This window comes from Devosia oryzisoli, assembly GCF_014837245.1.
In the GTDB taxonomy this organism is placed as follows: Bacteria; Pseudomonadota; Alphaproteobacteria; order Rhizobiales; family Devosiaceae; genus Devosia; species Devosia oryzisoli.
The window spans coordinates 1,179,566-1,192,718 of record NZ_JACYFU010000001.1; the positions used below are offsets into that span (position 1 = coordinate 1,179,566).

At 62.2% G+C, this 13,153-nt stretch carries 15 protein-coding genes; 3 read left to right on the forward strand and 12 right to left on the reverse strand.

Annotated features, from left to right (window positions below; genetic code table 11):
• Positions 1 to 23 precede the first annotated feature (23 nt).
• The gene (locus tag IC608_RS05920; RefSeq protein WP_191773461.1) at positions 24 to 542 is read left to right on the forward strand and encodes an RDD family protein; all 519 of its coding nucleotides are present in this window, start codon (positions 24 to 26) and stop codon (positions 540 to 542) included.
• 60 nt (positions 543 to 602) lie between these two features.
• Positions 603 to 1,334 (forward strand): arginyltransferase, encoded by a 732-nt coding sequence (locus IC608_RS05925; protein ID WP_191773463.1) that lies wholly within the window; start codon positions 603 to 605, stop codon positions 1,332 to 1,334.
• Between the two features lie 3 nt (positions 1,335 to 1,337).
• Here the strand turns inward: IC608_RS05925 and IC608_RS05930 are convergent, their stop codons facing one another.
• The 10 genes from IC608_RS05930 to rpoZ form a co-directional block, all read right to left on the reverse strand.
• Complete coding sequence (locus tag IC608_RS05930; protein ID WP_191773464.1) at positions 1,338 to 1,646, reverse strand: Dabb family protein; 309 nt, start codon at positions 1,644 to 1,646, stop codon at positions 1,338 to 1,340.
• 48 nt (positions 1,647 to 1,694) lie between these two features.
• Positions 1,695 to 3,995 (reverse strand): DNA topoisomerase IV subunit A, encoded by a 2,301-nt coding sequence (parC, locus tag IC608_RS05935; protein WP_191773466.1) that lies wholly within the window; start codon positions 3,993 to 3,995, stop codon positions 1,695 to 1,697.
• Between the two features lie 127 nt (positions 3,996 to 4,122).
• On the reverse strand, positions 4,123 to 4,827 hold the full coding sequence (gene recO, locus IC608_RS05940) for a DNA repair protein RecO (protein WP_191773468.1): 705 nt from the start codon (positions 4,825 to 4,827) through the stop codon (positions 4,123 to 4,125).
• 2 nt (positions 4,828 to 4,829) lie between these two features.
• Positions 4,830 to 5,213, reverse strand: coding sequence for a DUF1232 domain-containing protein (locus tag IC608_RS05945; RefSeq protein ID WP_191773470.1), 384 nt, complete (start codon positions 5,211 to 5,213; stop codon positions 4,830 to 4,832).
• Positions 5,214 to 5,216: 3 nt separating this feature from the next.
• Complete coding sequence (era, locus tag IC608_RS05950; protein WP_191773472.1) at positions 5,217 to 6,140, reverse strand: GTPase Era; 924 nt, start codon at positions 6,138 to 6,140, stop codon at positions 5,217 to 5,219.
• Positions 6,137 to 6,844 carry a ribonuclease III gene (gene rnc / locus IC608_RS05955; RefSeq protein ID WP_191773473.1) on the reverse strand — a complete coding sequence of 236 codons (708 nt, stop codon included), beginning with the start codon at positions 6,842 to 6,844 and terminating at the stop codon, positions 6,137 to 6,139. The genes era and rnc overlap by 4 nt, the downstream gene beginning before the upstream one ends.
• Positions 6,841 to 7,665 (reverse strand): signal peptidase I, encoded by an 825-nt coding sequence (gene lepB / locus IC608_RS05960; RefSeq protein ID WP_191773475.1) that lies wholly within the window; start codon positions 7,663 to 7,665, stop codon positions 6,841 to 6,843. Before lepB ends, rnc begins: the two co-directional genes overlap by 4 nt.
• Positions 7,666 to 7,694: 29 nt before the next feature.
• Positions 7,695 to 8,114: a holo-ACP synthase gene (gene acpS, locus IC608_RS05965; RefSeq protein WP_191773477.1), complete on the reverse strand. Its 420-nt coding sequence runs from the start codon at positions 8,112 to 8,114 to the stop codon at positions 7,695 to 7,697.
• Positions 8,115 to 8,164: 50 nt separating this feature from the next.
• Positions 8,165 to 10,450 carry a RelA/SpoT family protein gene (locus IC608_RS05970; RefSeq protein WP_191773479.1) on the reverse strand — a complete coding sequence of 762 codons (2,286 nt, stop codon included), beginning with the start codon at positions 10,448 to 10,450 and terminating at the stop codon, positions 8,165 to 8,167.
• Between the two features lie 108 nt (positions 10,451 to 10,558).
• On the reverse strand, positions 10,559 to 10,927 hold the full coding sequence (rpoZ, locus tag IC608_RS05975; protein WP_191773481.1) for a DNA-directed RNA polymerase subunit omega: 369 nt from the start codon (positions 10,925 to 10,927) through the stop codon (positions 10,559 to 10,561).
• A 216-nt stretch (positions 10,928 to 11,143) separates the two neighbouring features.
• On the opposite strand from rpoZ, the gene IC608_RS05980 reads away from it, so the two are divergent.
• Positions 11,144 to 11,692 (forward strand): LabA-like NYN domain-containing protein, encoded by a 549-nt coding sequence (locus tag IC608_RS05980; RefSeq protein ID WP_345890855.1) that lies wholly within the window; start codon positions 11,144 to 11,146, stop codon positions 11,690 to 11,692.
• A gap of 32 nt (positions 11,693 to 11,724) precedes the next feature.
• Here IC608_RS05980 and smpB read toward each other — a convergent pair whose 3' ends face one another.
• Positions 11,725 to 12,222 (reverse strand): SsrA-binding protein SmpB, encoded by a 498-nt coding sequence (gene smpB, locus IC608_RS05985; RefSeq protein ID WP_191773485.1) that lies wholly within the window; start codon positions 12,220 to 12,222, stop codon positions 11,725 to 11,727.
• A gap of 5 nt (positions 12,223 to 12,227) precedes the next feature.
• Complete coding sequence (dapA, locus tag IC608_RS05990) at positions 12,228 to 13,103, reverse strand: 4-hydroxy-tetrahydrodipicolinate synthase (protein WP_191773487.1); 876 nt, start codon at positions 13,101 to 13,103, stop codon at positions 12,228 to 12,230.
• Positions 13,104 to 13,153: the final 50 nt, after the last annotated feature.

Sequence of the window (13,153 nt, forward strand, 5' to 3'; positions counted from 1 at the left end):
CAAGGCGTGACAATGTTGGGGACATGACACATGCATTTGCCGAGCGCCCTGCCCTGCCTGACCCCGCTTCTGCACCAGAGCTCTTCGAAGGCCTGCTGACGCGGCGGGTAGTCGCCTATCTCATCGATGTCGTGATCATGGGTACCATCGTGCTGGCAGTTGCGCTCGCCGGTACAATACTGGGATTTCTCACCTTCGGGCTGGCTTGGGCATCGCTGGTGTTCCTCGTGCCGGGCTCCATCGTGCTCTACTACGCCCTCACCCTGGGCTCCGCACGCCGGGCCACGGTCGGCATGCAGATGATGGACATCGTGCTGACGCCTGCACGCGGGCAGGTGCTCGACGGGTGGCTGGCCATCGTGCATGCGCTGGTCTTCTGGGTGACCATCTGGATCAGTTGGCCCGTCGCATTTCTCTTCGTGCTGTTCACGCCGCGACGCCAGATGATCCACGACCTTCTGCTCGGGACATTGATGGTGCGCCGCTCGCCCATGGCGCGCCATTGGCAGCGCATGCGCACGATGGAGCGAGAGGGCTATTGAGGCGTTGATCCCCGTCTATCCGAGGGATAGACTGGGACTTCATGTGTAGATGGGTCTTGAATGACCGACCAAACGCCGGAAACAACGCAGCTCTTCCTCACAGCAGCCATGCCCTGTCCCTATCTGGAGGGGCGGATGGAGCGGAAGCTCTTTACCCATCTGAGCGGCCGCCGGGCGTCAGCGCTGCATCATCTGCTCAGTGACAACGGTTTCCGCCGCAGCCAGAATCTCATTTACCGGCCGGCCTGCGAGGGGTGTGCTGCCTGCCAATCGGTGCGGATCGTTGCCGGACAATTCGAGACCAACAAGCGGTTTCGCCGCGTTCTGCGCAACAACGCCGACCTCTCAAGCGAGGTGCGGCCGACAGAGGCAACGGAGGAGCAGTTCGAGCTCTTCAAGCGTTACCTCGATGCCCGGCATGTCGGCGGCGGCATGACCCAGATGGACTTCCATGACTATGAATACATGGTCGAGGATACACCTGTGCAATCCACGCTGGTGGAGTATCGACTCCGCGAGCACCCGGAGCAGCCGCTCGTTGCCGTGGCGCTGACCGACGTGATGCCCGACGGGCTCTCCATGGTCTACAGTTTCTACGATCCGCAGATGAGCCAGCGGAGCTTGGGGACCTTCCTGATTCTCGACCACATTGCGCAGGTGCGCCAGGCGCAACTCGACTACGTCTACCTGGGCTATTGGGTGAAGGATTCCCCAAAGATGGCTTACAAGGCGCAATTCCAACCGCTACAGGTACAGCGAGGCCCACTGGGCTGGACGCGCCTGACGCCTTAGGGACTACACCACGATATCGAACACAATCAGACCGTCGCGTCCGCCGTCCAGAGCAGAAACGAGGCGTCCGCCGGCTGCTTTGTGCGCAGGATGGACGAGATAAGCATCGCGTGCGGCCTCGTCGACGAAGTCGATGATGAAGCCGTCTCCAAATCCCTGGTCCCTGCCCTCGGGCGAAACGTTCTGGCCGAAGCTGATGGCGAGATAGCCATCCAGCACGTCTTTCAGCGCTGACAGGTCTGCGTAAATCGCCTGGCGCTCTTCTTCTGCGACGTCAGGACGGAAGCGGACGAAGACGCAGTGGCGAATCATTTTGTCGAGTCCTTGGAATCGGTTGAGCGGGTTGTTTCAGGTCGCAGTTCAGCCGACGAACTTGTTGTTGCGTGGGAAGCCCGTGGGCGGCTGACGTCCTGCCGTAGCGCGGTCGCCCGACCAATCCACCAGTTCCTCGGTTGGCTTTGTGTAGGTGCGGCCGGAGCTATCCACCCAGGTGAGACCGTCGGCGGCATAGAAGGTCTTGAGATCCGAGATGCCGCCGTCCTTGTAGCGCTGCAGGCGAACGCCCTTGCCGCGCGCCATCGCTGCCAACTGGCTCAGGGGAAACACCAGCAGCTTGCGGTTCTGCCCGATCACCGCCACGCGGTCGCCATCGCACGGCACGATGAGCCGCGCTTCGGCGGGAGAGGAGACGTTCAGGATCTGCTTGCCCTTGCGGGTATTGGCGATGAGATCATCCTCGCCGACCACAAAGCCATAGCCGTTGGAGGAGGCGATGATGCGCTTCTTGCCCGGCCGATAGACGAAAAGCTCGACGATATCCTGCCCTTCGTCCATGTCGACCATGATGCGCACGGGCTCGCCCTGACCACGACCTCCCGGCAGCTTGTCGGCGCCAAGGGTGTAGACCTTGCCACCGGTGGTCAGCATCAGAAGCTTGTCCGTCGTCTCGCAGTTCAGGCTGATCTTTAGGCGGTCGCCGGTCTTGAACGCTTTGTCGTCGACGGGCGCGTTGTGCCCCTTGGGCGCGCGGATCCAGCCTTTCTCGGACAGGATCACGGTGATCGGCTCGCGCTCGATGAAGGCTTCGGTGATCTCCGCGGCGTCGGCATTGGGCGCAGCACCCAGGATGGTGCGGCGAGCGCCTAGGGCGTGCGGCGTGTTGCCGTCGGCATCGAACAGCGGATAGGCCTTCTTCAGGGCCTCGACCTGCTTGGAAATCTCGCCCCATTGCCGCTTGTCCGACGCAAGCAGGGCCTCCAGCTTACCCTTTTCTTCCGTCAGCGCCTTGTGTTCCTGGCGCAGTTCCATTTCCTCGAGCTTGCGCAAGGAACGCAGGCGCATGTTGAGGATGGCTTCGGCTTGATTGTCGGTCAGGTTGAAGGTCGCGATCAGGCTGGCCTTCGCATCATCCTCTTCACGAATGATACGGATCACCTCGTCGAGGTTGAGGTAGGCGACAATGTAGCCTTCCAGCACCTCGAGACGATTGGCGATCTGCTCCAGCCGGTGCTGCGAGCGCCGCACCAGCACCACCTTGCGGTGATCGAGCCAGGCGCGGAGCGCATCAGCAAGGCTCATGACGCGGGGTGTCGTGCCGCGGTCCAGAACGTTGAGGTTCAGCGGGAAGCGCACTTCAAGTTCGGTGAGCTTGAAAAGCTGCTCCATTAGGATGACCGCATCGACCGTTCCGGCGCGCGGTTCGAGCACGAGGCGTATGTCGTCGGCGCTCTCGTCGCGCACATCCTTGAGGAGCGGGAGCTTCTTGGCCAGCAGCAGCTCGGCTATCTTCTCGACCAGCCGGGCTTTCTGGACGCCATAGGGGATCTGCGTCACGACGATCTGGTAGACGCCCCTGCCCTTGTCTTCCTTGTGCCAAATGGCGCGCACGCGGAACGCGCCGCGTCCGGTCTCGTAAGAATTGACGATGGACGCTCGGCTTTCGACCATCTGCCCACCAGTCGGGAAATCCGGGCCCCGGACGAGATCGTCCATGCTGGGCGGCGCCGACGGATCGGCATGGACCAGGTCGTTCGTGGTCGCGTCAGGGTGGTGGATGAGCTTGAGCGCCGCGTTGCAGAGTTCGACCAGGTTGTGCGGGGGGACCGACGTTGCCATGCCCACGGCGATGCCGGTTGAGCCGTTGGCAAGCAGGTTGGGGAAGTTCGAGGGGAGCACCACGGGCTCTTCGTCTTCGCCGTCATAGGTCGGCTTGAAGTCGATGGCATCCTCGGTGATGCCTTCGAGCAGCCGCGTTGCCACATCGGTCATGCGCGATTCAGTGTAGCGCATGGCGGCTGGACTATCGCCGTCGATGTTGCCGAAATTGCCCTGGCCGTCCACCAGCGGATAGCGCAGCGCGAAATCCTGCGCCAGGCGCACTAGCGCGTCGTAAATCGACTGGTCGCCGTGCGGGTGGAACTTACCGATCACATCGCCGACGATGCGCGCGGACTTCTTGTACCCCTGGTTCGGGTCGAGCCGCAGCAGGCGCATGGCGTGGAGGATACGGCGATGGACGGGCTTGAGGCCATCCCGGGCATCGGGCAGTGCGCGCTGGGTGATCGTCGAGAGGGCGTAGCTGAGGTACCGCTCCTCCAGCGCCTGCTTGAGGTCGACGACGCGCTGGTCGTCGGCAGGCGGAAGGGTATCGGCATCGGACATTGGCAGCTCTGATTAGAGATGAGAACGAATCGGGAGCAAACTAACCCAGTTGGGCACAAAAGTGCAGGACTTCCGCGGGTTTTGCCCCGGTTTCGCCAGACGGGAGGACGAGGTAACCGGTCGATGGCTAGACGTGCACCAGTTGCTCGACCAAAGCGTCCCGTGTCGGTGGTGGATCCAGCCGGCGGGGGGACCAGATGTGGGCGTCGAGGAAATAGCCGGTAAGCCGGAAGGCGTCGCGCAGGTCTCCAGGGGAGGCGTTGCCGCGGGCGCTCAGGAAGCTGGGGAGCCGCAACAGACGCTCCTTGTAAGGCTCGCCAGCGGCACGGGATACGGCGCGGCCGGACTTGGGCGAGACATAGGTGAGGTCGGTCGTCGTACCGGTTGCAGCGCAGCTCGTGAGGTCAAGGCCGAAGCCCAACTCGTCGAGCAGGGCCAACTCGAAACGGACCAAGGCAGCACCATCGGGGGGGTGGTCGATGAGATCGAGCGCCATGCCGAGGAGACGGTCGTGCGGATCACGCTCGGGCAGCAGCCGCAAGTGCTCGCACACCGTCTGCGCGAGATAGAGGCGGGTCCGGTCGGCAATAAGCTCGGCGGCGCGGGCGCGAAGAGGTTCCACGGTGAAGACGCCCAGATGGTCTTCGAGCCGCGCGCGCCAGGTGAGCTGCACCGTGTTGCCAGCCTGCAGCGTGGGGGCGAGCTTGCTGGAGCGGCCACCCCGGACAAGCCCCAGATACCGACCGCGGCCGACAACCATGGCCTCGGCGATGAGGCTGGTTTCGCCGTGGCGGCGAACGCCGATCAGGAGCGCCTCGCCGGTCCATTCCATGGCTAGATGAACGTCCAGAGCCAGGCGGCCAGCAGGGCTGTGAGACCTAGCCATACTGCTATGACAGCGGCAAGACCGGCGCGGCTCTGCGGTTTTTCCGCAATCGTGGCTGCATGCGTCCGGAACTCGGCGATCAATGTGGGCGGGACGAGCTTGACGACAGCCAGAATACCAAGCGGGACGATCAGCAGATCGTCCAGGTAGCCCAGGACGGGAATGAAATCGGGAATAAGGTCGATGGGGGAAAGGGCATAGGCGGCCACACAAAGCGCCACGATTCTGGCGCCCCAAGGCGTGCGAGCGTCTCTCGCCGCCACCCACACCGCAAGGACGTCCCGTTTGATCGCTCGGGCCCAGGTCTTTGCAGCGTCAAGCCACGCAGCCACGACTCATCCTTTGCCGTGCGGGAATTCCAGGCCCATCTCGCGGTAGCGCTCCGGGTCGTCGGCCCACTTCTCGCGCACCTTGACGAAGAGGAACAGGTGAATGGGCACCTCGTACATCTCCATCAGTTCCTTGCGGGCTTCCGCGCCGATCGCCTTGATGGTCTGTCCGCCGGCACCAAGGACGATCTTCTTATGGCTGTCGCGCGTGACGTAGACCACCTGATCGATCTTGTAGGAGCCGTCCTTCTGGATCTTGAAGCTCTCGGTCTCGACCGTGGCGTTGTAGGGGATTTCCTCGTGCACGCGCAGGAACAGCTTTTCGCGCGTGACCTCGGCGGCGGTGATCGCCATGGTGAGATCCGTGAGGTGGTCTTCCGGAAAATGCCAGGGGCCGGGCGGGACGTGCCTGACGCACCAATCTATGAAGTCGGAAACGCCGTCGCCCTTGAGGGCGGACAGCATGAAGGTGGATTCGAACCGCAGGCGCTCATTAAGGTCCTGCGAGAGGGCCAGAAGGGTCTCGCGCTTGACGCGATCGATCTTGTTGAGGATCAGGACCTTGGGCTGGCGGATGTTCCGAAGGCCTTCGACGAGCAGCTCGATCTCGGGCTTGAGGCCCTTTTCCGCGTCGACAATGAACGCGACGATGTCCGCGTCCCCTGCCCCACCCCACGCATTGTCGACCATGGCGCGCTCGAGACGGCGCTTGGGCGCAAAAACGCCCGGCGTGTCGACGAAGACCAACTGGGTCTGATCGAGGGTCAGCACGCCGCGCACCTGGCTGCGCGTGGTCTGCGCCTTGTGGGTGACGATCGACACCTTGGTGCCGACAAGGGAATTGAGGAGCGTCGATTTTCCGGCGTTGGGCGCACCGACCAAGGCGATGAAGCCGCACGCTGTTTGGGCGAGTTCAGCAGGATCGTTCACTTGCGCTCCTTCCAGACCTTTTGCTGGATGAGAAAGAGTTCAGCGGCCTTGTGCTCCGCCAGCTTCTTTGAGGTCCCAACGGCAGAAACGCGCTCGAAGCCCTTAAGGTCAATGGCGATCGTGAATTCCGGAGCATGGTCAGGCCCCGTCCGCTCCACCTGTACGTAGGACGGAGGCTCAAGCCCGCGGGCCTGCGCCCATTCCTGCAAGGTGGTCTTGGCATCGGCGCGCTTGGTTTGCCCATCGGAGAGAAACTCCGAGAACAGCCGCTCGACAAATTCGTGCGCCACTTTGGCCCCGCCATCGAGATAAATGGCGCCGATGATCGCCTCAGTCACGTCGCCGAGGATGGCGTCCTTCTCGGCGCCTCCCGAGCGGGCTTCACTGTCGCCCAGATTGAGGTCTCGACCCAGGCTCAACTGGCGGGCAATGTCGGCGCAGGTTTCCTTGCGCACCAGCGAGTTCAGCGTGCGGCTCAGTTCGCCTTCGTTCGATTGCGGAAAGCGCTGATAGAGCATGTCGGCGACCACGAGTCCGAGCACGCGATCGCCCAGAAATTCGAGCCGCTGATAGGAATGCTCGATGCGCCGGCTGGGCGACACGGCGCTGGAATGCGTCAACGCGCGCTCCAGGAGGCCCAGGTCGCCAAAGCGATATCCCAGGCGCTGCTGAAGATCGTCGTAGGACTTGCCGCGGCGCGTCACTGGATCGGCGTCGTGTCGTAGGGCGCGTTGTTGTAGACCGATTGGAACATGCGGTCCCAGCGAACATTGGCCGGCCACTGCCAGAGTTGCCAGGGCGGAATGTTGTCGCGGATGGAGAAGAAGCGCGCTTCCGCCTTGGCGATGAGATTGACCGAGGGGACATATCCCACCTGGCTCAACACGCGGCTATCGGCCGAGCGGTCGCGGTTGTCGCCCATCATGAAATAATGGCCGGCCGGCACGACATATTCAGGTGTATTATCGAGTGGCATGCTGTCACTGATTTCCTGAATGAGATGGGTGGACCCTTCGGGGAAGGTTTCGCGATAGACGGTGACTTGCCGCGTATCTCCGGTGCTGTCCGTGTCCTGTGCGGTTCCGAGGGCTTCGCGCTCGATCATGGTGCCGTTGATATAGAGCCGCCCTTCCTTCATCTGGATGCGGTCGCCCGGGAGGCCAACGATGCGCTTGATGTATTCGGTGGTCTGCGGCACCGGACGGAAAACGGCGATGTCCCCGCGATTGGGGTCGCGCCCCATGATGCGGTTGGAAATGGGCAGCGCGAAATCGAGCAGCGCGAAATCGCCGTACCGGCCAAGGGAGAAGGAGTACTTGCCGTAGCCCCAGACGAACTTGTTGGCGACGAAATAGTCGCCGATCAGCAGTGTCTGCTGCATGGACGCCGTGGGTATGGAAAACGGCTGATAGATGAAGAACCGGATCACGATCGCGATCAGCAGTGCTTCCACAATAACCACCAAGGTATCCCACCACTCGCTGGCAGCGGACTTCTTGACGGACTTGTCGGCGGGTTGACTCATATTCTTCCCCGGAAAAAGGTGCCGAAGCGTTAGGCTTTTGTCCCCCTCCGGTCAACGGGCAGCGCCTCGATGATCACGAAAGCCTGCGCAAGCCCGGCGTCGTCGGTAATGGTCAGGTGGATGTGGGCCTCGTGGCCTTCCGGCACAAGGCGAGAGAGCGCTTTGGCCGCACCATTGGTCAAGGTCATGGTCGGCTTGCCGGAGGGCAGGTTCACCACCCCCATGTCACGCCAGTAGACACCCCAACTGATGCCGGTTCCCAAAGCCTTCGAACACGCCTCCTTGGCGGCGAAGCGCTTGGCGTAGGACGCGGCCCGCTGCGCCCGCCGATCAGACTTCTTCTGTTCGATCTCCGTAAAGCAACGACTGGTGAACCGGTCACCATAGCGGTCCAGCACCTCTTGTACGCGGTGGATCTGGATGAGATCGGAGCCTAGGCCAATGATCATTTCACGCCCTGGCTGCCGCGGCTGCCGGGCACTGGTGGACGTCCAGCGCCTCATTCCTGTTCATCGCCGAGCCTCCTGTCGATCTTGCCGTCCCATTCCAGCGTCGAAATCATGCTCGCCTCGCGCAGGCCGGCGCGCTGGACGGCGGAAAGGCCGGGACTGCGTTTGAGCGTTGCCAGAACATCGTTCAGCTGCGCAAGATCGCGGACCTCGATCTCGAAGATCATCTGGTGGAAGTCGGGCGAAATCATCCGCATCACGAGATTGTTGATGTTGGCGTCGCAGGCGGCAATGGCAGAGGAAATCTGGGCCAGCGATCCGGGACGATTGACCGATTCCATCGAAATGACAGCTGGATACAGCCTGTCCTCCGCCGTCTTGAGGTTCCAGCGCACGTCGACCCAGGCCAGGTCACTATCATGCATGGAGATCAGGGCGTCGGAGTGGATCGGATAGATCGTCAGCGGCCGCTCGGGCTCCAGTATGCCGACCAGGCGATCCCCCGGCACCACCCCTTCGTTACTGAAGTTGACCGGCGTGTGGAAATCGAGCTGTGCCAGGGCCTCCTTTGCGCGCGGGCCTGAACGCTGTCCGCCCGGCACGCGGAAGCGGAAGTCGTCGGTGGCGCGCAAGGCAAACCAGCCATCGGCGGTGTCGGCGACCGGCAGGTCGATCCTGCGGCGATTGCGGCGGATGCCCTTTATCTCCGCCAATGCGTTGCCCAGAGCTTCCGAGCCGATCTTGCCTTCGCCTACGGCAACCAGAAGGTCCCGTCGGCTGGCCTGCTCGAGCGCCTCGGCAAGGGCCAGGGCTTCGCTGTCACTCAGCATGACGCCTTCGCGCTCGAGCATCATATTGAGCACGTGCTCACCCATCGCGAAGGCACGCTGGCTGGCGGCCTGGCGCACCGCGCGGCGGATTGCAGCGCGGGCCTTGCCCGTTGCGGCGATGCCAATCCAATTGGAGGGCGGACGGTGATTCTGGTCGCGCAGAATCTCCACCTCGTCCCCCGAGCGGAGCTGGGTGACGAGCGGCAGGATAAGGCCGTTGATCTTGGCGCCGACGCAGGTGTCGCCGATATCGGTGTGAAGCGCGTAGGCAAAATCGATCGGGGTCGCACCGCGCGGCAGGGCAATCAGCCGGCCACGCGGTGTGAAGCAGAAGACCTGATCCTGAAACAGCTCGAGCTTGGTGTATTCCAGGAAGTCTTCGCTGGAAATGCCTGAGGTCAGATGACTTATGGTCTGGCGGAGCGAGCCGTAGGCCTGCGATTCATTCTCGAGCCGGCCCAACGTTGCCGAGGCACCGTCCTTGTAGAGGGCGTGGGCAGCGATACCGAACTCGGCAATCCGATCCATGGCCTCGGTCCGGATCTGCAACTCGACGCGCTGCCGGCTGGGACCCACGATCGTGGTGTGGATGGACTGGTAGTCGTTGTGCTTGGGGACCGATATGTAGTCCTTGAAGCGCCCTGGCACGACCTTCCAGGTGGTGTGGATCAAGCCGACCGTCCGGTAGCATTCCTCCACCGATCCCACGACGACCCGGAAGCCGATCATGTCCGACAACTGCTCAAGGGCGATGGACTTGCGCTCGATCTTGGCGAAGATCGAATAGGGCGACTTTACACGGGCCTTGACGCGGGCGGTGATGCCGTTCGCCGCCAGGCGCTCCGTCAGCTCCGCGGTGATGGTATCGATGGTCCCATGGTAGTCCGCCTGCATCTGTTCCAGACGCGCGGTGATGGCCCTGTAGTGGTCAGGCTGGAGGATGCGAAAGCTCAAGTCCTCGAGCTCGTTTCGCATGTCCTGCATACCCATGCGACCGGCCAGGGGCGCATAGATGTCCATCGTCTCCTGGGCAATGCGCTTCTGCTTGTCGGCCGGCACGTATTGCAGCGTGCGCATGTTGTGCAGCCGGTCGGCGAGCTTGACCAGCAGCACGCGAACGTCCTGGCTGATGGCCAACAGAAGCTTGCGCAGGTTTTCCGCCTGCGCCTCCTCGCGCGAAACGAGGTTGAGCCTGTCTATCTTGGTGAGGCCGTCGACGATGGCCGCAATCTCGGAGCCAAAAAGCTGGTCGATCTCGGCGCGCGTGGCGTCCGTATCTTCCACGGTGTCGTGCAACAAGCCCACCGCTACCGAGGCATCGTCGAGCTTCAACTCAGTCAGGATCGCAGCGACTTCGAGCGGGTGGTTGAAATACGGGTCGCCGGAGGCGCGCTTTTGCGAGCCATGCTTCTGCATGGCGTACACGTAAGCCTTGTTCAACAACTGCTCGTCGGCGTTCGGGTTGTACGCCTGAACGCGTTCGACAAGCTCATACTGACGCATCATGAAAATCGTCGCCCGCTCGCAGCACCGACCTTAAGCGGCTGCTGGAGAAATGAAAAGAGCGCCCGATGGATATCGGACGCTCCTGATTTTCAAGCCTGTTCCGGGGCCTCAGTCGTCGCGGCGCTCCGGGGGAGCAAGGCTCTCGATGCCGCGGAGCAGCTCATCTTCGCTGATCGTGTCGAAGTTGATGGAGTCATCGTCTCCGGCGCTCTCGATCATCGGCGCCGCGCTGGTTTCGGGCTCGTCGACTTCGACGTATTTCTGCAGCGAGTGGATGAGGTCCTCATGCAGATCTTCAGGAGAGATCGTGCCATCACCGATTTCTCGCAAGGCCACGACAGGATTCTTGTCGTTGTCGCGGTCCACAGTGATCTGCGCGCCAGAGGAAATCATGCGCGCGCGATGAGCGGCCATGAGGACGAGATCGAAACGATTTTCGACCTTCTCAATACAGTCTTCAACGGTGACGCGGGCCACGAACGTCTCCACAAATCAGGGGAATGAACCGTGGCCATACACGATCACCCGCCCCTTGACAAGGTAAAGACACGCAATCGAGACGCTGCTTGCCGCGCCGCCGAAAATATGACATCAGGGAAACACTTAAAGTCGGCAGCAGAACTTAACTGCTCAGCCCTGCCCATGGCCGCCCCGGGCGCGGAAATGCCCTTCTGGAGACCTCGTCCCGTGCCCATAGACCCTCGCGAAAAAATCGCCCTGTTCATCGACGGCGCAAACCTCTACGCGACGTCGCGGGCGATCGGGATAGACATTGACTACCGGAAGTTGCTCAGCGAGTTCAGCGCCAAAGCGTACCTCCTTCGTGCCAACTACTATACGGCCCTGGTCGAAGACCAGGAGTACTCCTCGATCCGTCCGCTGATCGACTGGCTGGACTACAATGGCTACACGGTTGTCACCAAGCCAGCGAAGGAATTCACCGACGCCATGGGGCGACGGAAAGTCAAAGGCAATATGGACATCGAGCTGACCGTGGACGCGCTGGAGCAGGCGCCGTTCTACGACCACATGGTGTTGTTTTCCGGTGACGGCGATTTTACCGCCCTCGTCGCCGCGCTGCAGCGCAAGGGCAAGCGCGTCACCGTCGTTTCGACCCTCACCACCACGACGCCAATGATTTCCGATGATCTGCGGCGCCAGGCCGACTTCTTCCTGGACGTGGCGGAACTGGCCAAGACAGTGGGGCGCCCGCCGGCCCAGCGCCCGCCTGTCGAGACCTGAGCCGTTCAACTCCGGGGACCAGAGCGAACGGCCTACCCTCGGCCGCCTTCCTTCATGATGCGCGCCTTGTCGCGGTTCCAGTCGCGCTCGCGGCTGGTGGCCCGCTTGTCGTAGTTCTTCTTGCCCTTGCCCAGTCCGACCAGAAGCTTGGCCCGGCCCTGGTCATTGAAGAAAAGCTTGAGCGGCACGATCGTGTTACCGGCGCGAGACACCTCGGCATCGAGCTTGGCGAGTTGCTTCTTGCTCACCAGCAGCTTGCGCGGGCGTTTTTCGTCGTGGTTGAAGCGGTTGCCCTGCAGATATTCGGGAATGTGGGCGTTGATGAGCCACAATTCGCCGCGCTCGGGCGAGGCGTAGGATTCAGTGATCTGCGCCTTGCCCTGGCGCAGCGACTTCACCTCGGTGCCCGAGAGCACGATGCCGGCTTCCAGAGTGTCGGTTATCTCGTAGTCGAAGCGCGCGCGGCGGTTTTCCGCCACCAGACCATGGCTGATCCACCCTGCCTTCGATTTGTCGTTCTTACTGGCCATGCGAATTAGATAAGGCCTGCGTGCTGCAATGCAAAGTCCAGCGCGTCCTGAGTGGGTTTGGAAACCGGCACCAGCGGCAGTCGCAATTCGTTCTGGCACAGGCCTAGGCGGCTGCCCGCATATTTGACGCCGGTCGGGTTGGGCTCAAGGAACAGGTTGCGGTGCAGATGCACGAGCTTGTCCTGAATTTCGAGCGCGCTCCTGTAGTCGCCGGCCGTGCAGAAATCCTGCATCTGCGCACAGAGGCGAGGCGCAACGTTCGACGTGACCGAAATGCAGCCGTGGCCGCCATGCGCATTGAAGCCCAGCGCCGTCATATCTTCGCCCGAGAGCAGAATGAAATCGGGACCGAGCTTGGCGCGCTGCAGGCTGGCGCGGCCCATATCGGCCGTCGCATCCTTCACCCCGATGATGTTGGAGTGGGCCTCGTGCAGCCGTGCAATCGTGTCGATGGTGAGATCGACGACCGTTCTGCCCGGGACAGAGTAGAGGATCACCGGAATGCCGATGGACCCGGCGATGGCCGAAAAATGCTGGAACAACCCTTCCTGATTGGGACGGTTGTAATAGGGCACCACCGAGAGCACCGCGTCGGCCCCGGTCTCTTCCGCAAATCGGGCCAAGGCGACCGCCTCGGCGGTTGAGTTGGAGCCCGCTCCAGCGATTACGGGGACGCGCTTGTTGGCGACCTCGACGCAGATCTCGACGACACGGCGGTGCTCCTCGTGGCTGACCGTGGGGCTTTCCCCGGTCGTGCCCACGGGAACGAGCCCGTGCGTGCCTTCCGCAATCTGCCAATCGACAAAGCTGGCGAAGGCTTTCTCATCGACTGACCCATCTCGCATGGGAGTCATGAGCGCCGTAATCGAACCTCGCAGCATTTCGTCGATATTCCTCGTTGGGCCGTCGTGGCCGGTCGTTGTTGTTTGTT

Coding starts and splice junctions, on each gene's coding strand:
- IC608_RS05925 (WP_191773463.1), top strand. CDS start 603: ATGACCGACCAAACGCCGGAAACAACGCAGCTCTTCCTCACAGCAGCC.
- lepB (WP_191773475.1), bottom strand. CDS start 7,665: ATGAGTCAACCCGCCGACAAGTCCGTCAAGAAGTCCGCTGCCAGCGAG.
- IC608_RS05930 (WP_191773464.1), bottom strand. CDS start 1,646: ATGATTCGCCACTGCGTCTTCGTCCGCTTCCGTCCTGACGTCGCAGAA.
- recO (WP_191773468.1), bottom strand. CDS start 4,827: ATGGAATGGACCGGCGAGGCGCTCCTGATCGGCGTTCGCCGCCACGGC.
- acpS (WP_191773477.1), bottom strand. CDS start 8,114: ATGATCATTGGCCTAGGCTCCGATCTCATCCAGATCCACCGCGTACAA.
- smpB (WP_191773485.1), bottom strand. CDS start 12,222: ATGGCCAGTAAGAACGACAAATCGAAGGCAGGGTGGATCAGCCATGGT.
- IC608_RS05970 (WP_191773479.1), bottom strand. CDS start 10,450: ATGATGCGTCAGTATGAGCTTGTCGAACGCGTTCAGGCGTACAACCCG.
- dapA (WP_191773487.1), bottom strand. CDS start 13,103: ATGCTGCGAGGTTCGATTACGGCGCTCATGACTCCCATGCGAGATGGG.
- parC (WP_191773466.1), bottom strand. CDS start 3,995: ATGTCCGATGCCGATACCCTTCCGCCTGCCGACGACCAGCGCGTCGTC.
- IC608_RS05920 (WP_191773461.1), top strand. CDS start 24: ATGACACATGCATTTGCCGAGCGCCCTGCCCTGCCTGACCCCGCTTCT.